Source organism: Bordetella genomosp. 7, from assembly GCF_002261415.1.
Lineage (GTDB): Bacteria > Pseudomonadota > Gammaproteobacteria > Burkholderiales > Burkholderiaceae_B > Bordetella_A.
Genome location: NZ_NEVI01000023.1, coordinates 188,472 through 214,988, shown reverse-complemented (window position 1 = coordinate 214,988; position 26,517 = coordinate 188,472). Strand labels below are relative to the sequence as shown.

General features: G+C 67.2%; 26 protein-coding genes. 11 read left to right on the top strand and 15 right to left on the bottom strand.

Annotated elements, in window-relative coordinates:
* Nucleotides 1-33: 33 nt before the first annotated feature.
* Both CAL18_RS17910 and CAL18_RS17905 read right to left on the bottom strand, forming a co-directional pair.
* Entirely contained in the window at nt 34-942 is a 909-nt protein-coding gene (locus CAL18_RS17910) for a DMT family transporter (RefSeq protein ID WP_094818458.1), read from the bottom strand.
* A gap of 11 nt (nt 943-953) precedes the next feature.
* The gene (locus CAL18_RS17905) at nt 954-1,694 is read right to left on the bottom strand and encodes an IclR family transcriptional regulator (RefSeq protein ID WP_026639546.1); all 741 of its coding nucleotides are present in this window, start codon (nt 1,692-1,694) and stop codon (nt 954-956) included.
* A 95-nt stretch (nt 1,695-1,789) separates the two neighbouring features.
* On the opposite strand from CAL18_RS17905, the gene CAL18_RS17900 reads away from it, so the two are divergent.
* The 6 genes from CAL18_RS17900 to CAL18_RS17875 are packed head-to-tail and all read left to right on the top strand — an operon-like array spanning nt 1,790 to nt 7,945.
* Nucleotides 1,790-2,539 carry an enoyl-CoA hydratase/isomerase family protein gene (locus tag CAL18_RS17900; RefSeq protein WP_051423748.1) on the top strand — a complete coding sequence of 250 codons (750 nt, stop codon included), beginning with the start codon at nt 1,790-1,792 and terminating at the stop codon, nt 2,537-2,539.
* Between the two features lie 2 nt (nt 2,540-2,541).
* Complete coding sequence (locus tag CAL18_RS17895) at nt 2,542-3,519, top strand: tripartite tricarboxylate transporter substrate binding protein (protein ID WP_026639547.1); 978 nt, start codon at nt 2,542-2,544, stop codon at nt 3,517-3,519.
* An 8-nt stretch (nt 3,520-3,527) separates the two neighbouring features.
* Nucleotides 3,528-4,730: a CaiB/BaiF CoA transferase family protein gene (locus CAL18_RS17890; RefSeq protein WP_026639548.1), complete on the top strand. Its 1,203-nt coding sequence runs from the start codon at nt 3,528-3,530 to the stop codon at nt 4,728-4,730.
* The gene (locus CAL18_RS17885) at nt 4,727-6,166 is read left to right on the top strand and encodes a CoA transferase (protein ID WP_094818457.1); all 1,440 of its coding nucleotides are present in this window, start codon (nt 4,727-4,729) and stop codon (nt 6,164-6,166) included. Before CAL18_RS17890 ends, CAL18_RS17885 begins: the two co-directional genes overlap by 4 nt.
* 17 nt (nt 6,167-6,183) lie before the next feature.
* Complete coding sequence (locus tag CAL18_RS17880) at nt 6,184-7,020, top strand: citryl-CoA lyase (protein ID WP_094818456.1); 837 nt, start codon at nt 6,184-6,186, stop codon at nt 7,018-7,020.
* A gap of 4 nt (nt 7,021-7,024) precedes the next feature.
* Nucleotides 7,025-7,945, top strand: coding sequence for an SMP-30/gluconolactonase/LRE family protein (locus CAL18_RS17875; RefSeq protein WP_026639551.1), 921 nt, complete (start codon nt 7,025-7,027; stop codon nt 7,943-7,945).
* A gap of 21 nt (nt 7,946-7,966) precedes the next feature.
* On the opposite strand, the gene CAL18_RS17870 is transcribed toward CAL18_RS17875, so the two are convergent.
* The 7 genes from CAL18_RS17870 to nadA form a co-directional block, all read right to left on the bottom strand.
* Nucleotides 7,967-8,770 (bottom strand): AzlC family ABC transporter permease, encoded by an 804-nt coding sequence (locus CAL18_RS17870; protein ID WP_038852310.1) that lies wholly within the window; start codon nt 8,768-8,770, stop codon nt 7,967-7,969.
* Nucleotides 8,767-9,066, bottom strand: a complete 300-nt coding sequence (locus CAL18_RS17865) for an AzlD family protein (RefSeq protein WP_026639553.1) — start codon at nt 9,064-9,066, stop codon at nt 8,767-8,769. Before CAL18_RS17865 ends, CAL18_RS17870 begins: the two co-directional genes overlap by 4 nt.
* A gap of 57 nt (nt 9,067-9,123) precedes the next feature.
* Nucleotides 9,124-10,140 (bottom strand): histone deacetylase family protein, encoded by a 1,017-nt coding sequence (locus CAL18_RS17860; RefSeq protein WP_026639554.1) that lies wholly within the window; start codon nt 10,138-10,140, stop codon nt 9,124-9,126.
* Between the two features lie 144 nt (nt 10,141-10,284).
* The gene (locus CAL18_RS17855) at nt 10,285-10,968 is read right to left on the bottom strand and encodes a nitroreductase family protein (protein WP_026639555.1); all 684 of its coding nucleotides are present in this window, start codon (nt 10,966-10,968) and stop codon (nt 10,285-10,287) included.
* A complete protein-coding gene (locus tag CAL18_RS17850) occupies nt 10,965-11,393 on the bottom strand; it encodes a PaaI family thioesterase (protein ID WP_231494567.1) in 429 nt (142 codons plus the stop codon). Before CAL18_RS17850 ends, CAL18_RS17855 begins: the two co-directional genes overlap by 4 nt.
* A gap of 182 nt (nt 11,394-11,575) precedes the next feature.
* A complete protein-coding gene (nadB, locus tag CAL18_RS17845) occupies nt 11,576-13,216 on the bottom strand; it encodes an L-aspartate oxidase (RefSeq protein WP_094818455.1) in 1,641 nt (546 codons plus the stop codon).
* A 12-nt stretch (nt 13,217-13,228) separates the two neighbouring features.
* Nucleotides 13,229-14,377 (bottom strand): quinolinate synthase NadA, encoded by a 1,149-nt coding sequence (gene nadA, locus CAL18_RS17840; protein WP_094818454.1) that lies wholly within the window; start codon nt 14,375-14,377, stop codon nt 13,229-13,231.
* A gap of 670 nt (nt 14,378-15,047) precedes the next feature.
* On the opposite strand from nadA, the gene CAL18_RS17835 reads away from it, so the two are divergent.
* Both CAL18_RS17835 and CAL18_RS17830 read left to right on the top strand, forming a co-directional pair.
* Nucleotides 15,048-15,794 carry an ABC transporter substrate-binding protein gene (locus CAL18_RS17835; RefSeq protein ID WP_170940388.1) on the top strand — a complete coding sequence of 249 codons (747 nt, stop codon included), beginning with the start codon at nt 15,048-15,050 and terminating at the stop codon, nt 15,792-15,794.
* Nucleotides 15,795-15,840: 46 nt separating this feature from the next.
* Entirely contained in the window at nt 15,841-16,779 is a 939-nt protein-coding gene (locus tag CAL18_RS17830) for a 2-hydroxyacid dehydrogenase (RefSeq protein WP_094797595.1), read from the top strand.
* Between the two features lie 49 nt (nt 16,780-16,828).
* Here the strand turns inward: CAL18_RS17830 and CAL18_RS17825 are convergent, their stop codons facing one another.
* A complete protein-coding gene (locus CAL18_RS17825; protein ID WP_094818452.1) occupies nt 16,829-19,012 on the bottom strand; it encodes a malate synthase G in 2,184 nt (727 codons plus the stop codon).
* A 219-nt stretch (nt 19,013-19,231) separates the two neighbouring features.
* Here CAL18_RS17825 and glcC point away from each other — a divergent pair, with 219 nt between their 5' ends.
* A complete protein-coding gene (gene glcC / locus CAL18_RS17820; protein WP_026639560.1) occupies nt 19,232-19,996 on the top strand; it encodes a transcriptional regulator GlcC in 765 nt (254 codons plus the stop codon).
* 22 nt (nt 19,997-20,018) lie between these two features.
* Here the strand turns inward: glcC and CAL18_RS17815 are convergent, their stop codons facing one another.
* The 5 genes from CAL18_RS17815 to CAL18_RS17795 form a co-directional block, all read right to left on the bottom strand.
* Complete coding sequence (locus tag CAL18_RS17815) at nt 20,019-21,122, bottom strand: saccharopine dehydrogenase family protein (protein ID WP_094818451.1); 1,104 nt, start codon at nt 21,120-21,122, stop codon at nt 20,019-20,021.
* Nucleotides 21,123-21,318: 196 nt separating this feature from the next.
* Nucleotides 21,319-21,705 (bottom strand): DUF4148 domain-containing protein, encoded by a 387-nt coding sequence (locus tag CAL18_RS17810; RefSeq protein WP_094818450.1) that lies wholly within the window; start codon nt 21,703-21,705, stop codon nt 21,319-21,321.
* Between the two features lie 172 nt (nt 21,706-21,877).
* Entirely contained in the window at nt 21,878-22,282 is a 405-nt protein-coding gene (locus CAL18_RS17805) for a DUF1090 domain-containing protein (protein ID WP_026639563.1), read from the bottom strand.
* A gap of 41 nt (nt 22,283-22,323) precedes the next feature.
* A complete protein-coding gene (gene ubiA / locus CAL18_RS17800; protein WP_419670192.1) occupies nt 22,324-23,250 on the bottom strand; it encodes a 4-hydroxybenzoate octaprenyltransferase in 927 nt (308 codons plus the stop codon).
* 76 nt (nt 23,251-23,326) lie between these two features.
* A complete protein-coding gene (locus tag CAL18_RS17795) occupies nt 23,327-24,526 on the bottom strand; it encodes a PLP-dependent aminotransferase family protein (protein ID WP_094818449.1) in 1,200 nt (399 codons plus the stop codon).
* 128 nt (nt 24,527-24,654) lie between these two features.
* Between CAL18_RS17795 and CAL18_RS17790 the strand changes: the two genes are divergently transcribed.
* The gene (locus CAL18_RS17790) at nt 24,655-25,140 is read left to right on the top strand and encodes a GAF domain-containing protein (RefSeq protein ID WP_094818448.1); all 486 of its coding nucleotides are present in this window, start codon (nt 24,655-24,657) and stop codon (nt 25,138-25,140) included.
* Between the two features lie 315 nt (nt 25,141-25,455).
* Nucleotides 25,456-26,448, top strand: coding sequence for a 4-hydroxy-tetrahydrodipicolinate synthase (gene dapA / locus CAL18_RS17785; RefSeq protein ID WP_081745693.1), 993 nt, complete (start codon nt 25,456-25,458; stop codon nt 26,446-26,448).
* Nucleotides 26,449-26,517: the final 69 nt, after the last annotated feature.

Below are 26,517 nucleotides of genomic sequence, written 5' to 3'. Positions count from 1 at the left end.
GAAGCCCGCTTTCTTGTGGAAGCGGGCTTTGTTTTACGCGCGCTTCGGGCGCCCGCCAGGGCTTTGCCGCGGCCTTCGTGACGCCCGCCACGCGATATACACCCCGCTGCCGGCGATAAGCAGCGCACCCAGGCAATCGGACCAGTCGGGCGTATCGCGCCAAACCAGCCAGCCCAATAGCGAGGCCCACAGCAACGCGGTGTAGTCGAACGGCGCGACCACCGACGCGGGCCCGATGCGAAAGCCCTGGGTCAGGAAGGTAAGGCCCAGCGTGCTGAACAATGCGATGCCCGCAAAGTAGGGCAGGTGGTCCGCCTGCGGGGGCGTCCAGAACCAGGGCACCGCCACCGCGCTGCAAACAAGCTGCCCGGCCACAATGTAGAACGTGGTGGTGAGCATCCTCTCGGACTGGCCGATGGCCCGGGCGGTAAGCATCATGCAGGCATACAGCACGGCGGTGGCCAGCGGATAAAGCGCCGCGGGCTGGAAGCTGCTGGCGCCCGGGCGCACGATGACCAGCACGCCCGCGAAGCCTATGCCTACGGCCAGCCAGCGGCGTGCGTCGACTTTTTCTTTGAGCACGAGCACCGAAAGCGCGGTCACGAACAGGGGCGCGGCGAACGCGATGGCCGTGTTCTCGGCCAGCGGCAGTGCGCGCAGCCCCATGTAGAAGAAGCACGCCGAGATGATATTGAGGGCGCCGCGCAGCAGGTGCAGCGTGAGGTGGCGCGTGCGCAGCGCCGGCCGGCCGCCCAGCGCCACGACCAGCGTCAGCACGAACGGAAAGGCAATGGCCGCGCGCAGGAACAGGATCTGCAAGGGGCTGTAGTACTGCCCTATCCATTTCGCGAGCGCGTCGCTGATCGTAAGGAACAGCACGCCTGCCAGCACGCAGGCGATGCCGGCCAGCGGGGTGGTGCGCGAGGAGAAAGCCTGTGCCATGCCTGCCTGCGCTAGACCATGCCGGACGGCGCCGGCGGAAACACGCCGCCCAGGCGGGTGGTGAGTTCGCGTGCGGCGTGCAGCACGGGTTGCGCAAAGGCGGGGTTCAGCCGTTCGGCCGGCATGGTCAGCGTGATGGTGCCGGCCAGGTTTCCGCCGGCATTGAACACGGGCGCCGCCACCCCTGCCACTTCGGCAACGCGGTCGCCCGCGAGTATGGCGACCTGCTGCTGGCGTATGCGCGCATAGATGTCACCCGGCTCGCCTTCGTAGGCCAGCATTACCCGGCCGCCGGCGCCCTGTTCCAGCGGCAGCAGGTCGCCCACGCGGATGTGATCGCGCACCGGCCGGGGCGAGTCCACGCGATGCAGACACAGGCGCTTGCGGCCCTGGCGGATATAGAACGCCGCGCTTTCCTGGGTTTGGTCGACCAGCTCGCGCAGTACCGGCATGACGAGCGGCTCCAGCGAAAACGTGGCCGCGTATATGGCGTGCAGGCGGGCGATTTCCGGCCCCAGGGCGTAGCGCCCGTCGGGCTGGCGGAGCACCACGTGCGCATGTTCCAGCGATGACAGCATGCGCAGCACGGTGCTTTTGGGAATGCGCGTGCGCGTGGCGAAATCGGCCAGTGTGGGCCGCGGCAGGTCGGTGGAAAACACTGCCAGCACAGACAGGGCGCGGTCGAGCGTCGCGACGCCGCCGGCGGCGGCGTTCAGGTCGGCAACGGACGGAATGGAAGGTCGGCGGGGCATGCGTACAACGACTCGTATAGGAAGGGTGAAGTGTAGATTGACACCACGGGGCGGTGCGCCATAATATAAAGATAGAATATCGTTCTATCTTAGCAATGCAGTCGTCAATCAACAACCTGCGCATCACCCGACACGAAGGCTGGGCGATGGTCGAGCTGAACCGGCCGGCCAGGCGCAATGCGCTGGATCGCGAAACCCGCCATCACCTGGCCATGGCGCTGCGCGCCCTGGCGGGCCAGGCGCGGGCGATCGTGCTGACGGGCACGGGCAGCGCGTTTTGCGCGGGGCTGGACCTGAAGGAGCGCGCCGCCGCGCCCGACGACGATGCCCACGCCGCCGAATGGCTGGAACTGATCGAGTCTGTGCGCCGGCACCCGGCCGTGTTCATCGCCGCTGTGAATGGGGCGGCGCTGGGGGCGGGCGTCACGCTGGTGAACGCCTGCGATCTGGCGATCGCCAGCGAAGACGCGGTGTTCGGCTGTCCGGAACTGGCGGCGGGAGCTTACGCCAGCGCATCGGGCCCTACGACCCAGCTGTCGGGCGTGTCGCGCAAACGCTCGGCCTGGCTGCTGCTGACGACAGAACGGCTTTCGGCGCATACCTTCGAACGCTGGGGCCTGCTTAACGAGGTTGTCGCGCCGGGCCGCCTGCTGCCGCGCGCAACGGAGCTGGCCGCCCGCATCGCGGCCTACGAGCCGGCCGCGCTTACCGCGGTCAAGCGCGCGCTTGATCACATTCCGGCTGTCACCAGCCACTGGCGCGAGGCCATCGAATATGGCCAGCGCATCAATGCCGAGTTACGGCGCCCACAGAAGCAATATTGCATCCCCACACAGGAGACCTGATCATGACAATTTCTACAACCCGCCGGGCGCTGATCGCGCTGATGACCGCGGCAGTGGTGGCGCCCGCCGCGGCCCAGACTTCGTACCCGAACAAGCCGGTGACCATCGTGGTGCCCTTTTCCGTAGGCGGCAGCACCGACCTGGTGGCCCGCCTGATCGGCGACCAGCTCGGCAACGCGCTGGGGCAGCCGGCAATCGTCACGAACCGCACAGGCGGTGGCGGCATCGTGGGCTGGAGCAATGTGGCCCGCGCGCAGCCCGATGGCTACACGGTGCTGACCACCGAGATGTCATTTGCGATCGCGCCGGGCCTGGTACCCAAGCTGCCCTTTGACGCCAAGAAAGACTTCTCGCACATCACGACGGCCGTGCAAGTGCCCCACGTGCTGGTGGTGAACCCCGACGTGCCGGCCAAGACGGTGCAGGAACTTATCGACCTGGCCAAGCAGAAGCCGGGCGGGCTGTTCTACGGTTCGGGCGGTAATGGCACCAACACCCACCTGGCCGCAGAGCTGTTCAAGGACGCGGCCGGCAACCTGGATATCGTGCACGTACCTTACAAGGGCGCGGGCGCGGTGCTGGCCGACCTGATGGGCGGGCAGGTGCAAATGCTGATTACGTCGCTGCCCACGGCCTTGCCTCACATCCAGTCGGGCAAGCTGCGCGCGCTGATGATCGCGGGCGACAAGCGCAGCGCTGCGCTGCCCGACGTTCCCAGCGCGCCCGAGGTCGGCCTGCCGCGTATGGACATCAAGTTCTGGATCGGCTTTGCCGCGCCCGCCGGCACGCCCCAGGATGCCATCCAAAAACTGAACGAGGCCATCACCGCCACGCTGCGCCTGCCGGCCACGCAGGAACGCGTTGGCCAGATGGGGCTGGAGTCCATCGGCAACACGCCCGCCGAGGCGACCGCGCTGGTTGACGCCGAGATGGCCCGCTGGGCCGACGTCGTGAAGCAACGCGGCATCAAAGTGGACTGACAGAGACTATGGCATATCGACCCTTGCAGGGTGTGCGCGTCCTGGACCTGACCAATGTGCTGGCCGGCCCGTTCGCCTGCCACCAGCTCGCCCACCTGGGCGCGGAAGTCATCAAGGTCGAGGCGCGCGGCACGGGCGACCTGGCCCGCCAGCTGGGCGCCGATCCCGAGCTCAACCGGCGGGGCATGGGCGCGTCGTTCCTGGCGCAGAACGCAGGCAAGCGTTCTATCACCATCGACCTGAAGCACCCGCAAGGCAAGGCGGTGTTCCGCCGTCTGGTGCAGGGCGCGCAGGTGGTTGTCGAGAACTTCCGGCCCGGCGTCATGCAGCGCCTGGGCCTGGGGTTCGACGCGCTGCTGGCCGACAACCCCGGGCTGATCTACTGCGCGATCTCGGGGTTCGGGCAGGACGGGCCGCTGCGCGACCTGCCTGCCTACGACCAGATCGTGCAAGGGATGTCCGGCGCGATGAGCATTACCGGCAGCGCCGAATCCGCGCCGCTGCGCGTGGGTTATCCGGTTGCCGACACCATAGGCGGCATGACGGCCGCCTACGCGATTGCCGCCGCGCTGGCCGATCGCGGGCGCACCCGGGGCTGCATGATCGATATATCCATGCTGGAGTCGATCCTGGCGACCATGGGCTGGGCCGTGTCGAACTACCTGGTAGCCGGCCGGCAGGCGCAACCCATGGGCAACGAGAACATGACCGCCAGCCCGTCGGGCACGTTCCAGACGGGCGATGGACTGCTCAACATTGCGGCCAACCGGCAGTCTCAGTTCGAGGCGCTGTGCCGCGTGGTCGGCCGGCCCGACCTTGTCGAAGACCCGCGCTTTGCAGAGCGCGAAGCGCGGCTGCGGCATCGCTTCGAGCTCAAGGCCGAAATCGAGCGGGCATTGCAGGCGAAAAGCGCGGAGCAATGGTGGCCGCTGCTGACCGCGGCCAGCGTGCCGGCCGGGCCGGTGTATACCGTGCCGCAGGCGTTGCAGCATCCGCAGATTGCCGGGCGCGGCATGGTTGCCACTTTCAAGGACGCGCCCGGCGTCGATCGCGACATCAGTGTGCTGCGCACGGGCATCAAGCTCGACGGCGAGCCGCCGGCGGTGGATGCGCCTCCGCCGGTGCTGGGCCAGCATACTGAAGCCATCCTGGCGGAAATCGGGTTTACTGCACAAGAGATCCAGACACTGAAAGCGGAGCAAGCCGTATGACCAGCCATGCACCCGGCAAGCGGGCGGCCTTTGCCGAATTGATGCAGGTTCGCAACCTGGAAGAGATCGACCCCGCCGAGGTAACGATATCCGGCGAGGATCCGTTCTACAACACTCCGTACCGCGTAGGCGAAGCCGTGGCCGCGAGTATCGCTGCCGTGGGTGTTGCCGCCAACGACATCTGGCAATTGCGCACCGGACGGCGCCAGAAACTGGACATCGACGTGCGCGCTGCGGCGGCCACCTTGCGAACCGTGGATTACACACGCGCCCGCCAGCCGGACGGCAGCTTTGCGGCGGTGCCCATCCCCGATGCGATGGCCCACATGCTGCGGGTAACGCAGCCGTGGCCGGCGCGCGACGGGCGCTGGTTCCTGCCCCACCTGAACCTGCCGCACCTGTCTGAACGGGTGCTGGGTGTGCTGCAATGTGAAAGCACGCCCGAAGCCGTGAGCGCCGCGGTGGGCCGCTGGGACGCGGACGCGCTGGAAGACGCCATTGCCGAGGCCCGCGCCTGCGGCGGCAAGATCCGCACCGAAGAAGAATGGCTGGCCCATCCGCAGGGCCAATACCTGGCTGGCCGCCCCGTGGTCGAAATTGAACGGGTGGCCGACTCGGCGCCGGAACCCTTTGTGGCAGGGCACCGCCCGCTGCATGGGGTGCGCGTGCTCGACCTGACGCGCATTCTTGCCGGCCCGGTGGCTGGCCGCACGCTGGCCGAACATGGCGCCGACGTTCTGATGGCGACGGCGCCGCATCTGCCGCAGACGCCCGAACACGTGCGCGACACCAGCCACGGCAAGCGCAGCTGCTTTCTTGATCTGCGCAATTCTGCCGACGCGCAGGCCATGCGCGCCCTGGTGCGCGATGCCGATGTGTTCATCGACGGCTATCGCCCGGGCCGCCTGGGCAGCTTGGGGTTCGACGCCGATGAACTGCTGCATGCGCGCCCCGGCCTGATACACCTGTCGGTAAGCTGCTTCGGATCGGGAGGCCCCTGGGCCGGCCGCGCCGGTTGGGAACAGGTCGCCCAGGCGGTGACGGGCGTGTGCCATCGCAACGGCTTGCTGACCAACGACGGCAAGCCCAAGCTGGTGTTTGCGCCGCTGTGCGACTACACAACCGGCTATCTGGGCGCCCTGGGCGTGATGCTCGCATTGGCGCGCCGGGCTCGCGAGGGCGGCAGCTACCGGGTGCATGTTTCGCTGTGCCAGTCGGCCATGTTCGCGCAGCGCCAGGGGCTGGTCGACCGCTTTGACCACGCGCCGCAGCGGCTCGACGCGCAAGCGCTCGAGGCATACTCGGTAGAGTCCGATACCTGCTACGGCGTGCTCAGGACGCTGGGGCCTGTGCTGCGCATGTCCGACACGGCGCCGCGCTGGGCGCTGCCCACGCCCAGGCTGGGCGGCGATGCGCCCGCCTGGCTGCCCCGCTGATTGCAACGAGACGACTCATGACTTCATCCGCAACTGATCCGCAACAACTGGCGCAAGACTGGTGGCGCACGTCCATCATCGACATGCAGCCCGGCGTCATCCGCTATCGCGGCTACGCCATCGAAGACCTGATCGGCAAGGTCGGGCTTGCCGAAATGATCTGGCTGATGACGCGCGGGGATCTTCCCAGCCGGCATCAGGGCAGGCTGCTCGAAGCGGCGCTGATGTCGGCCGTGGATCACGGGCCGCAGGCTCCCAGCATCGCTATCGCGCGCATGGCGGCGACCTGTGGCGTGGGCATCAACAGCGCCATGGCGTCGGCGGTCAATGTGCTGGGCGATATACACGGGGGCGCGGGCGAACAGGCGCTGGCGCTGTACCAGGATGCCCTGGCGCGTGCGGAATCGGGCATGCCGCAGGCACAGGCCATCGAGACTGCGGTGGACGCCTATATCGATGAGCATGGCAAGACGATCCCGGGCTTCGGCCACCGGTTTCACCCGGTGGACCCACGCGCCAAGCCGCTGCTGGCCCTGGTGGACGAGGCGGCGCGCGCCAATGAAGTCAGCGGCCGTTACGCGGCCGTTGCGCGCGGCATTGAAGACCTGCTGCGTGCGCGCAAGGGCAAGGCCATTCCCATGAACATCGACGGGGCCACCGCCGTGATCTATGGCGAGCTGGGCTTTCCCGCGCCGCTGGCGCGCGGGCTGTTCTGCCTGTCGCGTTCGGTGGGCGTGCTGGCGCACGCATGGGAACAGACCGAACAAGGCGGGCGCATCAAGGGCCCGATGCCGCGGCAGTTCCTGCCGACCTACGAGGGGCACCCTGCACGGCCCGTGCCGCCCGCGGAGTAAACGTATGTGGAATCTTTCTTTTGAACCGCCGCAGCGCGTGGATGCCACCGTGCTGGCCGCCCTGCCCGATGCCCTGCGCCTGCGCCGCGCCAGCGAATGGGCGGCCGCCAACAAGCCGGGCCAGACGGTTGACAGCTTCCTGGAGGGCCCGGCGTTCGACCGCGCGGGCAATCTGTACCTGACCGACATCGTGCACGGACGCATTTTCCGGTTGGCGCCGCACGGCCAGTGGCATACCGTGGCCGAAACCGGCGGGTGGCCCAACGGCATCGCCATCGACCGCGCCGGCGACCTGTGGGTGGCCGACTACCGGCGCGGGCTGCTGCGCGTGTCGCCCGACAGCGGCGATGTCGAAGTGGTGCTGGGACACCGCAATTCCGAGAGTTTCAAGGGCCTGAACGACCTGCACTTCGACGGGCAGGGAAACCTGTACTTCACCGACCAGGGCCAGACCGGCCTGCATGATGCGAGCGGCCGCGTGTACCGGCTGCGCGCGTCGGGCCAGCTGGACCTGCTGCTGTCCAACGGGCCCAGTCCGAACGGCATTGCGCTGGACCCGTCCGGCCATGTGCTGTATGTGGCCATGACCCGTGCCAACGCCGTGTGGCGCGCGCCGGTATTGGCCGACGGGTCCCTGTCGAAAGTGGGGGCGTTTCGCACCTTCTTCGGAACGAGCGGGCCGGACGGGCTGGCGGTGGATCAGGACGGCCGCCTGGTGGTGGCGCACGCCAGCCTGGGCGGCGCTTTCGTGCTGAATCCGCGCGGCGAGGTCACGCATTTTGTGCGCAGCCCCGCCGGCGGCACGGTGACCAACGTCGCGTTCAGGCCGGGCACGTCCACACTGGTGATGACCGAGTCGCAAACCGGTACGGTGCTTACTGCTACCCTGCCGGCCGCGGGCGCGCCGCTCTGGTCACACGCCTAGCGGCAGCGCGCCTGCGCCGCGTCAGGGTTGCGGCGCAGGGGTTTTCGGCGCCAGAACCAGCGCGGCCAGAATGCCGGTGACGGCGCCTACCGGCACATACCAGGCGCCAGGCAGCAGCTTGCAGGCCAGCGCAGCGGCAACCAGGCTGGCCAGCCAAGGCAGAGCGCGCCGCGCGCCGCGCCACATGCCGCGCAGCATCACCAGAAACACCGCGGGAAACGCCATATCCAGCCCGTATGTCTCGGGCGGGCCCAGCAGCGGCCCCACAATGGCGCCCAGGGTGGTGCAGGCGATCCAGGCAACATAGAAGACCAGCGCCGAGCCCATATAAAAGGCCAGGCTGAAGGCGGGTGCGATGCCCAGGCTGGCGCGCTGGCGGATATCGGCCATGGAAATCGCCCAGCCGGCGTCGGTCATGAAGAACAGCGCCGGCAGCACCTTGCGCTTGGGCAGGTGCCGCAAGAAGGGCGTCATCGCGGCGCTCATGACCAGCATGCGGCTGTTGACCAGGAACGTCACCGCCATGATCAACAGCACGTGCGGGGGCGACGACCACAGGCCCAGCGCGGCGAACTCGGAACCGCCGGCGAAGTTCAAGCCTGTCATGAGCGGCACTTCGACGGGCGTCAGGCCGGTGCGCGCCGCCTGCGCGCCCAGCACCAGCCCGAATGGAATCACGCCGAACAGCACCGGCAGGCTGGCCGTTGCGCCGGCACAGCAACGTTCCCAGGCGCTGCCCTGCAAGGCGCGCAGGGTGTCCTGGGCGTGAGACGCCTGGGGGGCGTTTGCCTGGGTGTTCCCCTGTGGATGGGGGCCGGGCTTCATGCCAGCACGTGCCGCAACAGCGCCGCGCTGCCCACGCCGATGAGCACGGTGGGCAGCAGCGACAGGCGAGTGGCGGCCAGCACGGTGCACGCCAGCGCGATCAGGTCGGTGGGCCGGTCGGACACGAAGGCCGGCGCGATGACCGAGATCAGTACGCAGCCCGGTGCGGCTTCCAGCACGGCCATGGCCCGCGGGCCCAGACTGCGGTTGCGCAGCAGGATGTACCCGCCGATGCGGGTCAGGTATGTCACGGCGGCCATCATCAGAATGGCCAGCAGATTGGCGGGATCGACCATTTGTGGGGCAGTCAGTACGCCGTGCCAGGGTGACGGCGCTTCACCATGCGTGCCGGGCTACCCGCGCAACCCCGCGAAAAAGGCTTCGGCGTTTTCTTGCAGGCCTTCGATGTAATAACCGCCTTCCTGTACCACCAGCACCGGCACACCCAGGCTGGCCACGGCCTTGCCCAGGCGTTCGAAGCCCGGGCTGCTGACGGCGACCTTGGCCTGCGGGTCGCGCTCGAAAATGTCGAAGCCCAGCGCCAGCACCACGACGTCGGGCGCGAACACCTGGATGGCGTCGATGGCGATGGCCAGCTTGTCGAAAAACACGGATTCGGGCGAACCGTGCGGCATGGGCAGGTTGAGGTTGTAGCCAAAGCCCGGCCCGGCGCCCTTTTCGTTGTCGTACCCGGTGACGACGGGATAGAAATTCTCGGGGTCGCCGTGGATGGACACGTAGTAAATGTCGTCGCGTTCGTAGAAGATTTCCTGGATGCCCTGCCCGTGATGCATGTCGGTGTCCAGCACCACGACGCGGCCGTATTTGCCGCGCAGCCGCTGGGCGGCGATGGCGCTGTTGTTCAGGTAGCAGAACCCGCCGGCCGCGTCGCGCCGTGCGTGGTGGCCGGGCGGGCGGCACAGCGCATAGGCGTGCCGATCGCCCGCCAGCAGGGCGTCGGCCCCCGCCACCGCGGATTGCGCCGACCAATATGCCGAATGCCATGTGGACGGCCCCACCGGGCAGCTGCCGTCGGCCAGGTAGCGCGCGGCCTTGGCCAGCACGCCGCGCAAGGCGTTGGGTTCGCGCACGAATACGTTGGACACGACCTCGTTGCCCCAGTCTTCGGGCAGCTGCTTCCATTCGCCATGGGCGGTCTTGAGAAACTGCAGATAATCGAGCGCGTGCACCGCGGTCAGGGGCGCCATGCCCGCGTCGGGCGGCTGGCGCAGGTCGAAGCCCAGTTGCTTTACCGCGCCCACCAGGGCGCTTGCGCGGTCGGGCACTTCCTGGGGCGTGCGCATCATGCCGCGCGAGAAGTAGGTTTGGGGATGGTGCAGGGCCTGGTCGGGGTGGTAGTAGGCTTTCATGGTCGTCCGTATATGCGGGGGCGGCGCCTGGAACAACAAAGGGCCGAGCTGCATTGTGGAACACAACGCGCAAGGGCCAAAGTACCACTTTGACGCGCGCACTGCGTACCGCTTGCCGCGGGTAAGCAGTGCGCGCCCGGCCTGCTAGTCGCCGTGGAAGACGGCGAATTCGTCCACGGGCACGCGGGTGGTGCGGTACTGGTTGGCGGGCTCGTCCGGGTCCTGGTAACCGATGGCAATGCCGCACGCCACGATCTGGTTGTCGGGAATCCGCAGGTGCTGCTTGACGATGTCGGGATAGTTCGCCAGCGCCGCCTGCGGGCACGTATCGAGACCGCAGCCGCGCGCCATGATCATGATGTTCTGCAGGAACATGCCGTAGTCGAGCCAGCTGCCCTTGTCCAGGTCGTTGTCGATGGTAAACAGCAACACGCACGGCGCGCCAAAGAATTCGTAGTTGCGCCCGTGCTGGCGGGCCGAGGCTTCGCGGTCGCCCTTCTGGATGCCCAGCAGGCTGTACAGGCCCCAGCCGGTTTCGCGGCGGCGGTCCAGGTAGGGGCTGCGCCAGTTCACGGGGTAATACTGGTATTCGCGCCGTTCGCGTTCGCCGCGTTCGTGAGTCTGCAGCAGGGCGCGGGACAGCGCGTCGCGTGTGGCGCCGGTGACCACATGCACTTTCCAGGGCTGGATATTGCTGCCGCTGGGTGCGCGCGCGGCCGCCTGCAAAATGCGGCGGATCAGCGCCTGGGGAACCGGCTTGGGCAGAAAGCCGCGCACACTCTGGCGCGATACGATGGCCTGTTCGACGATATGCGACGTGTCGCTCATGCAGCAGTCTCCGTTTCGGGGGCGGCGGCCAGCAATTTGGGGCTGCCGTATTTGAATGATCCTTGCGCCGAGGCCAGCACGCGCCCGTCGGGGGTGCACACTTCGGCGCGTGCGAAATAGATCTTGCGGCCGCGGCCGATGACGTTGCCGGTGGCGATCACGCGGCCCGACGTGACCGAGCCGACGAAGTTGATCGCCAGCGATATCGTCACGGCGTTGCCCTGGCTGTCGTCGGCCTGCGGCACGATGCCCGAGTAGCCGCAGGCGGCGTCCAGCAGCGAACACACCACGCCGCCCTGCAGCGCGCCCTGGCGGTTCAGGTGCTGGGGGCGCAGGTCCATGCTCAACACGATCTGGCCGTCTCCCCAGCTTTCGATAACGGCGCCCAGCGAATGCAGAAACGGGTTGTGTTCGAAACCGGTCATGATATTCATTGAGGTAGCAAGTAATTGCCAGATCATACCTGTGCGCGCGGCCGACCATGCCGCGCAAAGGCTGGTGTCTGACTCCGCCAGGTGTCAGACACTCTGTCCGCACGCCCGACCATGCCGCGTAATGACGGGTGTCTGACTCCGCCAGGTGTCAGACACCAACCGGCCAACCGGGACTATGCCGCTTCGGGCTGCGAAGTTTCGGGCAAGCCGTGCGCCTGGCCGGCGTGGTCGTGCAGGGGGTGCGGATGGCGCAGGATGCTGGGGCGCGCGTCGGGCAGGGCGTGCGGCCAATCCTGGTTGTAGTGGGCGCCGCGGCTTTCCGGCCGGGCGGCGGCCGCCTGCACGATCAGCGCGGCCACTTGCAGCAGATTGCGCAGTTCCAGCAGTTCGCCGCTGACGCCGTCGTGCGTCCACCACTGTTGCGCTTCGGCCTGCCATTGCGCGATGCGCCGCGCGGCCCGGGCCAGGCCGGCGTTGGTGCGCACGATGCCGGCATCGTCACGCATGAGCTCGCGCAACGCCTGCCGGCGTGCCGCCAGTAAAGGATGCGCGCACGCAACCGCGCGCGCCCCGGACACGGGCGCGACCGGCGCCCATGCGTGCGCGGGGGGGGGCGCCTGGAGCATGGCACGCGCCGCGGCGCGCCCCATCACCACGCATTCCAGCAGCGAATTGCTGGCCAGGCGATTGGCTCCATGCAGGCCCGTGCAGGCCGTTTCGCCGATTGCGTACAGGCCCGGCAGGTCGGTGCGACCGGCGGTGTCGGTCAGCACGCCACCGCAGGTGTAGTGCGCGGCCGGCGCCACGGGAATGGGGCCGGCAGCCATGTCCAGCCCCAGCTTCGCGCAGTGCGCATGGATAGTGGGAAAGTGTTCCAGCAGAAATGCGCGGGGCTGGTGGCTGATATCCAGGTACACGCAATCAAGACCATGCCGCTTCATTTCGGTGTCGATGGCTCGCGCCACGACATCGCGCGGCGCGAGCTCTGCGCGCGCGTCATGGGCCGGCATGAAGCGTGTGCCATCGGGCAGCAGCAACCGCCCTCCCTCGCCGCGCACCGCCTCGGAAATCAGAAAAGTATCGCCTTCAGGGTGGTACAGGGCCGTGGGGTGGAACTGGATGAATTCCAGGTTGGCGACCCGGCAACCGGCGCGCCAGGCCATGGCGATGCCGTCGCCGGTGGCCGCTGCCGGCGCGGTGGCGTGGGCGTACACCCGGCCCGCCCCGCCGGTGGCCAGCACCACGTGCGAGGCGGCCAGCGTCTCGATGCGGCCGCGGTCCTCATCGAACACGTGCAGGCCGTTGCAACGCGCCCCCGGGGTGCCGGCGGGGCCGCTGATTGCCAGGTCGATGGCGTAATGCCGGGGCAGGAAGGTAATGTTCGGATGTTGCCGTGCCTGGCTGGCCAGCGCGGCCACCACGGCCCGGCCCGTGGCGTCGGCGGCGTGCACAATGCGGCGGCGGCCATGTCCGCCCTCGCGCGTCAAGTGCAGCGCCGGCGGCTTGCCGTCTGCCTGCGTAAACGCCACACCCTGCGCTTGCAGCCATTCAATGGCGCGCCGCGCGTCGGCGGCGATGCGGCGGGTGGCCTGGGGGTCGCACAGCCCGCCGCCCGCTTCCAGCGTATCGCGCACGTGTTCGTCCACACTGTCATCGGGGCCTAGCGCCGCGGCGATGCCGCCCTGGGCGCGATGACTGGCGCTGTGTTCGGCGCCGCCCTTGGCCAGTATGGCCACGCGGCGATGTGCCGCGAGCTCCAGCGCGGCGGTCAGGCCGGCCAGCCCGCAGCCGGCGATAAGCACGTCGTATTTCATCGGGCGTCTCGTTCAGGCGGGCCCGACGTGCTGGTACAGCGCCATGTCGCGGGCCAGGTCGCCGCTGGCGCGCACGCGTTGCCTGCGCGCATCGGCAAACGCCAGCATGCGGTCGATGGGGCGCCGGGCGCGCTGGCCCAGCGCGGGGTCCAGCGTGATCTCGTTGTCGCCGTGCTCCAGCACGCGGGCCAGCCCGGCCAGTTCGTTCATGGCCATCCAGGGGCAATGCGCGCAGCTTTTGCAGGTGGCGCTGTTGCCCGCGGTGGGCGCCGCGATGAATGACTTGCCGGGCGCCGCGGCGCGCATCTTGTGCAGAATGCCCTGGTCGGTGGCCACGATGAAATGGCTGGCGTCCAGTTTGCGCGCCGCGTCGATCAGTTGCGTGGTGGAGCCCACTACGTCGGCCTGGGCGAGTACGGCCTGGGGAGATTCCGGGTGCGCCAGCACGCGTGCGTGCGGATGTTCGGCGCGCAGCAATTCCAGCTCGGTGCCCTTGAATTCGTCGTGCACGATGCAGGCGCCTTGCCACAACAACATGTCGGCGCCGGTTTGCCGCTGCACATAGCTGCCCAGGTGCCGGTCGGGCGCCCACAGGATGCGTTCGCCGCGTGCGTGCAGGTCGGCGATGACGTCCAGCGCGATCGACGAGGTCACCACCCAGTCGGCGCGGGCCTTTACCGCCGCGCTGGTGTTGGCATACACCACGACGGTACGGTCGGGATGCGCATCGCACCATGCGCTGAAATCTTCGGCCGGGCATCCCAGGTCCAGCGAACAAGTGGCCTGCAGGTCGGGCATCAGCACGCGCTTGTGCGGGCTGAGGATTTTCGCCGTTTCGCCCATGAAGCGCACGCCGGCCACGACCAGTGTGTCGGCGGGATGGTCGCGGCCAAAGCGCGCCATTTCGAGTGAATCGCCCACACAGCCGCCGGTGGCTTCGGCGAGTTCCTGCACGTCGGCGTCCACGTAGTAATGCGCCACCAGCACTGCGCCCCGGCTCTGCAGCAGTTCGCGTATGCGGCCCATGGTCTCGGCCTTGTGGGCGGGCGGCAGAGGTTCGGGCACCCGCGCCCATGCCCGGCCCGTCGTGGCCGGACACTGCGCGGCGGTCGTCGGCGCGGGAAGGTCGAACTCAACCGGCCGAAGGGCGGGCGTATCCATTGCTAAGTCTCCTGCTGCGTGAGCGCGATTATGCTCAGTAAGAGCATTTTGTTGGCAAAAAAAGAGGCGTGGGTATTTATGCTACGTCTGAGCATAATTTGATGTCAAGACCCGCCGAACGCGGCAGTGTCTGCGGCCCAAAGGCGTCTCTTCGGGTGGAGGGTGGGGTGGCGCCTTGTGGTGTCTGACACCCTTTGGGAGTCAGACACCTGGGGGAATTTCTTCGGGTGGGGGGTGTGGGTGGAGCCGTTGGTGTCTGACACCCTTTGGGAGTCAGACACCTGTGGGAATTTCTTCGGGTGGGGGGTGTGGGTGGAGCCGTTGGTGTCTGACACCCTTTGGGAGTCAGACACCTGGGGAATTTCTTCGGGTGGGGGTGTGGGTGGCGCCGTTGGTGTCTGACACCCTTTGGGTGTCAGACACCTGGGAGATCGCTTCGGGTGGCGGGCGGGCGACGCCTGGCGCTTACCTGGCATACACCTGGCGCTTTCGGCGCCTGAACAATCCGGCCCGCTGTTTGATGTGCAGCCCCGGGCGGGTTCCTACGGGTGTTTCGCGGCGGTGCGCGATGGTCAAATAGCTTGTATGGGGTGCTTGCCCCATGCGCGTGTCTTTCTTCGTTCACCCACGGCGACGAGCCACTTACTGGAGCACGATGATGATTCGAAGCATGCGATTTGCCTTGGCCGCCGCAGCGGTTTCCCTGGCCGCCGCGGTTACGCCCGCCACGGCGCAAACGGTGATGAAGGTGGGCACCGAAACCAACGGCGTGCCGTTTTCATTCCTGGATCCTGCTACCCAGCAGATGCAAGGCTTCATGGTCGATCTGATCCAAGCCGTGGGCAAGCATGCCGGCTTTACCCCGGCAGTCGAGCCGATGGAGTTTTCTGCGCTGATCTCGTCGCTGACTTCCAGGAAGATCGACATCATTGCGTCGGCCATGTACATCACCGACAAGCGCAGACAGGTAATCGACTTCACCAAACCCGTGTACACCTATGGCGAAGGCATGATCGTGCCTTCCACAGACAAGACCGACTACACGTCGTACCAGGCCTTCAAAGACCGCGTGGTGGGTGCGCAGGTGGGCACGGTGTACGTGGACGCGTTAAAGAGCGCCGGCATTTTCAAGGAGATCAAGGTCTACGACACCATTCCGGACATCATGCGCGACGTCAATGCCGGGCGCATCGAGGCGGGCATTGCCGATTACCCCACGCTTTCCTACTATCTGGGCCAGGGGCAGTTTCCGCGTTCCCGGCTGGTACAGAGCTACAAGGCCTCGTTGCCGGGCTCGATCGGGCTGGGCCTGCGGCAGGGCGAAGACGCGCTCAAGCAGAAACTGCAGGCCGCGCTGGACGAGCTCAAGCGCAGTGGCGAGCTCGATGCGCTGCTCAAGAAATGGAAGCTGGTGTAAGCCTCGCCACGCGCGCGGCATGAATTGAACAAGGAAACCCATTCGCATGCGGCTGGTCATCAAATCGGGGGGGCCGCAGGCCCTGCCCGAATGGCGCGAGCATTTCGCCGAATTTGCTCCCGGGTTGCAGGTCTGTGGACAGCATGAGCCCCTGGACGATCCTTCCGAAGTCGGCTATGCGCTGGTGTGGGAACCCGACCCGGGCTGGCTGGCGTCGCTTTCCGGCTTGAAGCTCATCATCAGTTCCGGCGCGGGCGTGGACCATATCCTGGCCGACCCGCGACGCCCCGAGCACGTGCCCATTGCCCGCCTGGTCATGCAGGAAACCGCCGACGAAATGAGCGAATTCGTGCTGGCTGCCGCCCTGGCGATCACCAAGGAATTCAAGCGCTACACGAACGACCAGGCCATCTGCCGTTGGGATACGCCCGAAGTGCCGCGCATGATGCGCGACATGCGCGTGGGCGTCATGGGCCTGGGCGCCTTGGGGGCGGCCACCGCCACCCTGCTGGCGCGTACGGGCTTTCCCACCGCGGGTTGGTCGCGCTCGGTGGCCGGCTTGCCCGGGGTCGAGAGCTATGCCGGCGCGCAGCAGTTGCCGGAGTTCCTGGCGCGCACCGATATCCTGGTGTGCCTGCTTCCTGGCACCGAAGTCACGCGCGGCATTCTGTGCGCCGAGACATTCGCGCAGTTGCCGCGCGGCGCGGCCCTGATCAACGTGGGACGCGGATCGCATATGGTGGAAGGCGATGTGATCGACGCGCTGGACAGCGGGCAACTGTCGCAGGCGGTGCTGGACGTCTTCGACACCGAGCCCCTGCCGGCAGGCTCGCCGCTGTGGCGGCATCCGGGTGTGCTGATTACCCCGCATTGCGCGGCCACGCCCACGCGCCGCGAGCGGGCCCGCTATGTTGCAGAGCTGATCCGCCGCTGCGAAGCGGGCGAGCCGCTGCCCAATTTATACGACCCTGCCAAAGGCTACTGAAGCCCCGGCGGGGGCGTCCCTGCACACCGGGGCGCCCCGCGGGGCGGCGTCAGCCGGCGGCTTGCAGGCGCGCCTTGCAGGCCTGACGGTACTTGTGCAGCAGCGGCTCGGTGTAGCCGTTGGGCTGGGCCAGCCCTTCGAACACCAGGGCGCAGGCGGCCTGGTAAGCGATCGACGTGTCGAAGTGCCCGGCCATCGGTTGGTACAGCGGGTCGGCGGCGTTCTGTGCATCCACCACCTTGGCCATGCGCTCGAAGGTGTCCTGCACCTGTTCGCGCGTGACGATGCCATGGTGCAGCCAGTTGGCAATGTGCTGGCTGGAAATGCGCAGCGTCGCGCGATCTTCCATCAAGCCCACGTTATTGATGTCTGGCACCTTGGAGCAACCCACGCCCTGGTCGATCCAGCGCACGACGTAGCCCAGGATGCCCTGCGCGTTGTTGTCGAGTTCATTGCGGATGTCGTCGGGGCTCCAGTCGGCCGGGTTGCCCACCGGCACGGTCAGCAGGCCGTCGAGCAGTTCGTCGCGCACGCTGGCGAGCGAGGTGCGTTCGAGCTCTTGCTGGACGGCCTGCACATCGACCTGGTGGTAGTGCAGCGCATGCAGCGTGGCCGCAGTGGGCGAAGGCACCCAGGCCGTGTTGGCGCCCGCCTTGGGGTGCGCGATTTTCTGTTCGAGCATCGCCGCCATGAGGTCGGGCATCGCCCACATGCCCTTGCCGATCTGTGCGCGGCCGCGCAGCCCGCAGTCCAGCCCCACCAGCACGTTGCTGCGCTCGTAGGCGGCGATCCAGGCGCTGGATTTCATGTCGCCTTTGCGCATCATGGGGCCGGCCTGCATGGTGGTGTGCATTTCATCGCCCGTGCGGTCGAGGAACCCGGTGTTGATGAAGGCCACGCGCCCGGCGGCCGCATGGATGCAGGCTTTCAGGTTGACGCTGGTGCGCCGCTCTTCGTCCATGATGCCCATTTTCACGGTATGGCGAGGCAGGCCCAGCAAGTCTTCGACGCGGTCGAAGAGTTCGTTGGCAAAGGCCGCTTCGGCGGGGCCGTGCATCTTGGGCTTGACGATATAGATCGATCCCGTGCGCGAATTGCGGCGGCTGGCGCGGTCGGGCAGGGCGGCCAGCGTGGTCACCACCGCATCCAGGATGCCTTCCGGAATTTCGTGCCCGTCGGCGTCGAGCACGGCGGGGTTGGTCATCAGGTGGCCCACATTGCGCACGAACATCAGCGAGCGGCCGTGCAGCGTCAGCGTGCCGCCGTCGGGCTGCCGGTATTCCCGGTCGGGGTTCAGGCGGCGCGTGAACGTCTGCCCGCCCTTGGTGACTTGTTCGGCAAGGTCGCCCTTCATCAGGCCCAGCCAGTTGCGGTACACCTGCACTTTGTCTTCGGCATCGACGGCCGCCACCGAGTCTTCGCAGTCCATGATGGTGGTCAGCGCGGCCTCGACCACGACGTCCTTGACGCCCGCCGCGTCGGTGGCGCCTATGGCGTGAACGCGGTCGATCTGGATCTCGATGTGCAGGCCGTGGTGTTTGAGCAGGATGGCCGCAGGCGCTTGTGCGTCGCCCTGGTAGCCGGCGAACTGCGTGGCATCTGCCAGGCGGGTCGTGCCCTGCTCCAGGTCGACGGCCAATTGCCCGTTGGCCACGCGATAGCCTGTGGCCTGGGCGTGCGAACCCTGCGCCAGCGGCGCGGCCTGGTCCAGGAAGGCGCGCGCCCGCGCAATGACGGCCTGGCCGCGCGCGGGGTGATAGCCGCGCCCGGTATCGCCCGGGGTGGGAGCGATGGCGTCGGTGCCGTACAGGGCATCGTACAGGCTGCCCCAGCGCGCGTTCGCGGCGTTGAGCGCATAGCGCGCATTCGATACCGGCACGACCAGCTGCGGGCCCGCCTGCTCGGCGATTTCGGCGTCGACGTTGTCTGTTTGTACCTTTACCGTTTCGGGCTGGGGCTGCAGGTAGCCCACCTTTTCGAGAAAGGCGCGGTAGGCGCGCAGGTCGCGCACCGGCCCGGGGTTGGCGCGATGCCAATCGTCGAGCTCTTGCTGCAGCCGGTCGCGTTCGGCCAGCAGCGCACGGTTGCGCGGGGCCAGGTCACGCACCAGCGCGGCAAAGCCCGACCAGAACTGCCGGCTGTCGATGCCGCTGGCCGGCAGGGCTTCTTCTTCGATAAAGCGATGAAGCGCGGCCGCCACTTGCAGGCCGTCTTGCTGAATACGTTCGGTCATTGGGAATCTCGGATACAAAAAACGGGGCCGGCACTGCCGGAACAGCGAACCCACATGATCGGTGCAGTGCGCGCCAATGTCCAGATCCCAGGCCACTGGTCATACCAGTTTATTCAGGCCCGATTTGCGTCGATGGCGGATTTTATGGTTCTATTTCCGTTAATTGACGAACATTAACCGGAATGCGCTGGGTTGCCAGCATCTGGTCATACCAGTTTCATGTCTACCGACACTACCCCCCGCGGGCGACAGGTGGCCGACGTGGTCGCCGAACAGATCGAACGCCTGATCATGGACGGCGTGCTCAAGGCCGGCCAGCCGCTGCCGTCCGAGCGGCGCCTTACCGAAAAGCTCGGCGCATCGCGCACCGCGCTGCGCGAGGGCCTGAAGCTGCTGCGCGCGCGCGGCCTTATTCGCACCGAGCAGGGCAAGGGTTCGTTCGTGGCGCCCATCTCGCAAGTGGACGCGGGCCCGCTGGTGCACCTGTTTCATTCGCAGCCGCGCACGCTTTACGACTTGCTCGAGGTGCGCGCCTTGCTGGAAGGCGAATCGGCGCGCCTGGCGGCCATACGCGGCACCGAGGCCGATTTCATCATGATCCGCCGCCGCTACGAGGCCATGGTGGCCGCGCATGAGCACGACACCGACAGCGCTACGCATGCGCACCTGGATCACGCTTTCCACTTGGCGGTCTGCGAAGCGTCGCACAACCCCGTGCTGACGCACACGCTGCAGTCGCTGACGGACTTGATGCTGGGATCGGTATTCGCCTGCGTCAACAACCTGTATCACCGCGATCCGCACCGTGGTCAGATCGAACGTCAGCATGCCGCCGTGTTCGAAGCCGTGGTGGCGCGCCTGCCGGAGCAGGCGCATCGCGCCGCCACCGAGCACGTCAATAGCGTCCGGCAGAGCCTGCTCGACATCGAGCAGGAAGAACAGCGGCTGGTGCGGGCCACGCTGCGCCTGGAAGGCTGGGCCTAGCCGCGCCCGCCGCGGCCGGCCCTCAGGCAGGCACCGCGTCGGCCTGCCGGGCCGCATAGATGCTGCCGTGCCGGTTGGCCAGCAAGGCCGCCAGGGCAATGTTTTCCTGGCCCACGAAACCCCGCTGCGGCAGCGCCTGTTCTGCCACGAGATCCAGCGCGGCGCAGATGCCCGCCGCAGTGGCGCGCTGTATGGCGCTTAGCGAATGGCCGTCGACGTCGCCGGCATAAATGTGCGTGGTGTACGACTGCTGCAGCAGTTGCCCGTGCCGCATGCCCGATGCCGAGGCCAGAATCACAATGACATCCTGTTCGGTGGCGGGTACGGCGTTTTCCAGGATCTCCCGCAGCAAGTCGCGCCGGTCGCGCAGGCGCAGGTCGTTGAGCAGCAGCTTCATGATGGCGCAGTGACCCGGGTAGCGCACCGATTTGTAGTCGATGTTGCGCGCCTTGCCCGCCCAGGTCTGCGGCAGCGTGCCCAGGCCGCCCGACGTGTTGAACGCCTCGTACTCGATGCCGTCCAGCGTGAATGTCTCGTAGCCTTCCAGCGGTGCGACGTGGGTGAGCTGGCCATCGACCAACGCCACGCAAGGGTTGCAGTACTCATTGATCAACCCTTCGGTGCTCCAGGTCAGGTTGTAGCGCAGCGCGTTGGTGGGATAGCGCGGCAGCGCGCCCACGCGCATGCGCAGGTCGAGCAGCGTATCGAAGCGCCTTGCCAGGTCGTTGCCGACCACGCCTATGAAGCCGGGCGCCAGCCCGCATTGCGGCATCAGCACGCTGCGGGCGTCGGCGCCAAGTTCGCGGATCGCATCGGTGCTGGCCACGTCTTCCGTCAGGTCGAAATAATGCACGCCCAGCCGCGCGCACAGGCGGGCCACGGCCACGGCGCGGTGGAACGGCAGCGCGTTCAGCACGGCATAGCGCCCGGCCACGGCGTCTTGCAGGGCCGCGTCATCGCGCACATGCAGCGTCTGGCAACCCAGCGCCGCCACGGGGGCAAGCCGCTCGCTATCCTGGTCGGCCACGCTTACGACGTAGTCGCCCGTACGCTGCAAAAGCAGGGCGATGGCGAATCCGATCTTGCCTGCGCCCAGGATGGTGACGGGTAGCGGCGATAACGACATGGCGGGCTCCTCGAGGTTGCTATGGTCTGATGCTACCTTCGGCCCGTGCCGATATGTAGTATGCAAAGCGTCGTAAAGTACATGCAACACCGTCAAAATGGCGCCTATAGCCGTTGATTCGACTGAGCGATACGCGGCGCCAAATAAAACAGGCCTTCCGAAGAAGGCCCGTGCGCGGCGCCGCGTGGCGGGTCGATCAGCCTTGCGGCGGATAGTCCAGTTCGCCGAAACTGTACTCGCCGCTGGCCTTGGCCTGGGCCAGCTCGGCCTGCACTTGGGCGCGCGTCAGGTGGCTGCCGGGGCTGGCGGCGGCCTGGGGCGGGTATTGCTCTTCGCCGTAGGTAACCAGGCCAGCGGCGCGGGCCTGGTCGAGCTCTTCCTGCACTTGCGCGCGCGTCAGGTGCGAAGCCTGCGCCTGGACGGCGGGGTAGTCCAGTTCGCCGAAACTGTACTCGCCGCTGGCCTTGGCCTGGGCCAGCTCGGCCTGCACTTGGGCGCGGGTCAGCGGGGGCTGGGTGTCGGCGGCGTAGGCGCCGGCGGACAGCCCCAGGGACAGCAGAATGGCGGTAGTAAGCGTCTTCATAGTGGATCTCCAGATGTCTGATCGGGATATGCGCCGGAGGAGTTCGGTGCAGTTGTTTCCCGGTGATGACATTCTGGATGCGTCGCGCACTAGGATAAACCCTAGTTTTTCGAAAATATCATTCCAAAATCGCGACTAATCCACCCGACTGTTGCGGTTTGCCGGCATGCGCCTAGCGCAGCAGATCGGCTTGAGCCTGCTTGAGCTCGTCCTGCGCTTCTTTCAGCTTGCGCAGGGCTTTGTCGATTTTGTCCGGCCGGCCGTCGCGGCGGGCTTCGGCGAGTTCGTCTTCGCGTTCCTTGAGTTCGGCGCGGCGCTCGGCCAGGGCTTCCTGGCGTTGCGCCCGCAGCGACGCGTCGGTGCAGGACCCGCGCGCTTCAGACAGCGCGCGGCGCAGGCCGGCTTCCTGTGCGGAATTGCCGTGCGCCTGCGCCGCCGCGATGTTGGTTTCCAGTTGGCAGAACTTGGCCGCGCAACCGCGCAGCGCAGAGCAATCCTGCGCCTGCTCCTGGGCGGCGGCGGCCGTGGCGAGCAGCGCGGCGGACAGGGCGAAGACAATGCGTAGTTGCACGGGCATGCGGGCTCCTTGCGAGGCGGGGCCGACCGGGTCGGCCGGGTTCAGAACAGGGTGCCGGCCAGGGCCGCCGCCACCAGCAGCGCGCCCGTCCAGAGATTGGCGCGAAACAGCATGAAATTGCGGTCGGGGCGTTTCAGGTCGAATGTGACCAGCTGCCAGGCCAGGTGCGTCGCCACCACGGCGATGCCGACATGGTAGGCCCAGCCCAGGCCCATCGCGTAGCCGCCCCAGGCCCACAACGCAATGGTGGCCACGTAGAAGCCGCCGATCCACTGTTTGCCGCGGTCGCCGAAACGCATGGCGGTAGAACGCAGCCCCAGTTGCAGGTCGTCGCGCACGTCGACATAGGCATAGATGCTGTCATAGCCCACTTGCCACAGCACGGCGCCCAGCCACATTGCGATGGCCGCCAGCGGCACCGTGTTCTGCGTGTCGGACCAGGCCATCAGCATGCCCCAATTGAAGCAGATGCCCAGCACGATCTGGGGCCAGTACGTGACGCGCTTGCAAAGAGGGTAGATGAACACGAAGGGCAGCACCGCCACCGCCAGCCAGCGGCTCATCTCGTTGATGAAAAACAGCAGCGATGCGCATACCAGCAGTTGCCCCAGCAGGAACCACACCGCGTTGCGCATGCTGAGCTGGCCGCTGGTAAGGGGCCGGAAGCGCGTGCGTTCGACGTGCTTGTCGATGTCGCGGTCGCACATGTCGTTGACCGTGCAGCCGATGCCCCGCATGAGCAATGCGCCCAGCGAAAAGATGATCAGCCGGCGCAGGTCGGGCAGGCCGCCTGCGGCCTGGATCAGCGCGGCAATGCAGGGCAGCAGCGTCAGCCAGGTGCCGATGGGGCGATCCAGCCGGCACAGCCGTGCATAGGGACGCCAGGCGCGGGGCAGCCAGCGCTCGACCCAGTCGGTAAAGACAATATCGCTCAGATCGGGAGTATGGGATTGCGGCGCGCTCACCATGGTGTTTGCAACGGATAGGTAGGCGTGGGCATGAATGAAAACCGGGCGGCGGCCGGGTGGGGCGCCGCCCGGCGGGTCAGGCGTATTGCTTGATCAGCTTGCCGAGCACGGCGATGCCGGCGCGGATGCGGTCTTCGGGCACCGTGGCGAAGCTCAGCCGCAACGTATTGGCCCGCGGCTTGCCGGCGTAGAACGGACCGCCGGGCACGAACGCCACGTTCTGTTCGATGGCCTGTGTCAGCAACTGCGCGCTGTCGATGTGGTCGGGCAGCGTCACCCACAGGAACATGCCGCCTTCGGGGCGCGTCCAGCTTACTGTGGACGGGAACTCGCGCTCGATGGCATCGAGCATGCAGCGGCCTTGCGCGCGGTAGATTTCGCGCACCGTGGGCAGGTGCTGTTCGAGGAAACCGTCTTTGACGACTTCGTATACCGCCATCTGCGTCAGCGTGGGGGTGTGCAGGTCGGTGGCCTGCTTGGCCTGCACCAGTTTGTCGATGATGCTGCGGTGCGCGGCGATATAGCCCAGGCGCAGGCCGGGCGCCAGCACCTTGGAGAACGTGCCCAGCCGGATGACGTTGGCCCCGCAGGCGGCGCCCAGGGCCAGCAGGCCGGGTTGCGGTTCGCCGGCATAGCGCAGTTCGCCGTAGGGGTCGTCTTCGATGATGGGCAGGCCCAGCTGCGCGGCCCGTTGCACCAGCGCCTGGCGGCGCGCCAGGTTCAGTGTGCGGCCGGTGGGGTTCTGGAAGTTGGGCAAGGCGTACAGGAAGCGCGCGCCGCTGGCGAGTTCGGCGGTGATCGCCTCGGGGATGAGCCCGCCGTCGTCGGTAGGCACCGGCACATACTGCGGCTGGTACAGGCTGAACGATTGCAACGCGCCCAGGTAGCTGGGGTCTTCGACCAGCACCTTGGTGCCTTCGTCGATCAGCACCTTGCCCAGCAGGTCGAGCGCCTGCTGCGAGCCCGACACGATGAGGATCTGGTCGGGGGTGACCTGGGCGCCGGCCCGGTTCAGGTCGTCGGCCACCCAGCGGCGCAGCGGCGCATAGCCTTCGGTGGGGCCGTACTGCAGGGCGGCGCGGCCGTTGTCGGCCAGAACCTTGTCGAACGCCGCGCGTACTACCTCTACCGGGAAACCGCCAGGGGCAGGCAGGCCGCCCGCAAAAGAGATGACCTCGGGTCGTTCAGTGACCTTGAGGATCTCGCGGATGGCAGAGCTGGTGAGTTGCTTGGCGCGTTGGGAGAAAGCGCACACGGGTTCGAAGGGCTTGTCCATGGAAGGGCTTCTGGCGAAAGAACGGAAAAAAGTTCGAACATTGTCCCACAACGCCATGCCGGCGCCGCCAGGCGACGGCCGGCCGCTAAAATCAGTTGGTTCGAAACTTGCCTGTACAGTTACATTTCATGTTTACCGCCACCGAGCTGCCCGTCGACGACAAGCCACGCTTCTACGCCGAGCTGGCGTTACAGGCGCGGGCCTTGCTCGCCGGCGAAACCGACCGCATCGCCAACGCCGCAAACCTGGCCGCGCTGGCCTACCACGCCCTGCCCGATGTCAACTGGGCGGGCTTTTATTTCTTCGATGGGCGCGAGCTGGTGCTGGGCCCTTTCCAGGGCAAACCGGCCTGCGTGCGCATCGCGCTGGACCGCGGCGTCTGCGGCGCCGCCGCCAGCCAGCGCCAGACCCAGCTGGTGCCCGACGTTTTTGCCTTTCCCGGTCATATCGCCTGCGATGCGGCGTCGCGCTCTGAAGTCGTGGTGCCCCTGGTGCGCAACGGTGAACTGATAGGCGTGTGGGACGTCGACAGCCCTGAACCCGGGCGTTTCGACGAAGACGACCGACAGGGCATGCAGGCCCTTTGCGCGGTTTACCTGGACAGCCTGGCCTAGCCCGCGCGGGCGGCGCGGCGCGGGTCGCGCGTTGACACGCGCCGGCGCGCTGCGCTAGATTGCCGCATCACCTGCATTTTTTGCGCGTACGCGTCTGCTTCATGTCTTTGGCCCATTGCACCGCTGTCTACGTCCGCTTTTGCGCGGCGCAGCGTTGCTTCGGCCTCAAATCCAAAAAACAGCGGCTCATCTGACCGGAGCATGCTGTTCCGTCAGATGGGCGACGGAACGGCGGCAAACGGCGGCGCGCGCGGTGTTTCACCTCCTTTCCCTGCACTTCTGTACGGTTTCCTGGCGGTCTGACAGGAGTGTGTCATGTCTATTCGTTCAACTTCCGGCGGGTTCCAGGGCGTCTGGGTTCCGCTGGTGACCCCCTTTGCCCGCGATGCGGCGATCGACGGGCAGGCGTTGCGCCGGCTGGTGCGGCACTATGCCGCCGCGGGCGTGCACGGCCTGGTCGTGTGCGGCAGCACGGGCGAGGCCGCCGCGCTGGACGATGCCGAACAGCTGGCGGTGCTGGACACCGTACTGGACGAGGCCGGCGCGCTGCCGGTGGTCATGGGCCTGGCGGGCAACCACCAGGGCCATGCGCTGCACCGGCTGGCCGCATTCGCCACCCGGCCGCTGGCCGGCATACTGGCGCCGGCGCCCTACTATGTGCGGCCGGGGCAGCACGGCGCGCGGGACTACTTCCGTACGCTTGCCGACGCTTCGCGCGCGCCGCTGGTGATCTACGACATTCCGTATCGCACGGGCACGTCGCTTCATGCCGACACCCTGCTGGAACTGGCTTCGCATGGCAACATCGCGGCGGTAAAGGACTGTGGCGGCTCGCTGGACAAGACCGTGGCGCTGATTGCGCATGGCGGCCTGCAGGTGATGGCGGGCGAAGACCTGCAGGCGCTGGCCACCTTGTGCCTGGGCGGCAGCGGCATGATCGCCGCGGCCGCGCATATCCGCCCCGATCTGTTCGTGGCCCTGCATCGGGCCGTGCAGGCGCAGCAACTGGACACGGCGCGTCGACTGTTCCATGCCCTGGCGCCGGTTATCCGCCTAGTCTTTGCCGAGCCGAACCCGGGCCCGCTGAAAGCCTGGCTGGCGCAACAGGACTTGCTGCACGATTGCCTGCGTGCGCCCATGCCTGGCGCGAGCGCGGCCTTGGCGGCGCAGCTGGGCGCGGCCGTGGCCGCGCTCGACAGGGAATTTCCGCGGGCTGCGGCGCACGCTGCGGCGGGCGACCTGCCATCGTCCATGCCCATGCCAGGCGCTGCGGCGGCCCGGGTGCAGCCCGCCGTGGCGGCGCACTGACTGCGGGGGCGCCGCGCGCATGAGATAAACAGGGGCGGTATTGCTATGATTGCCGCCATTCTGGTGGCC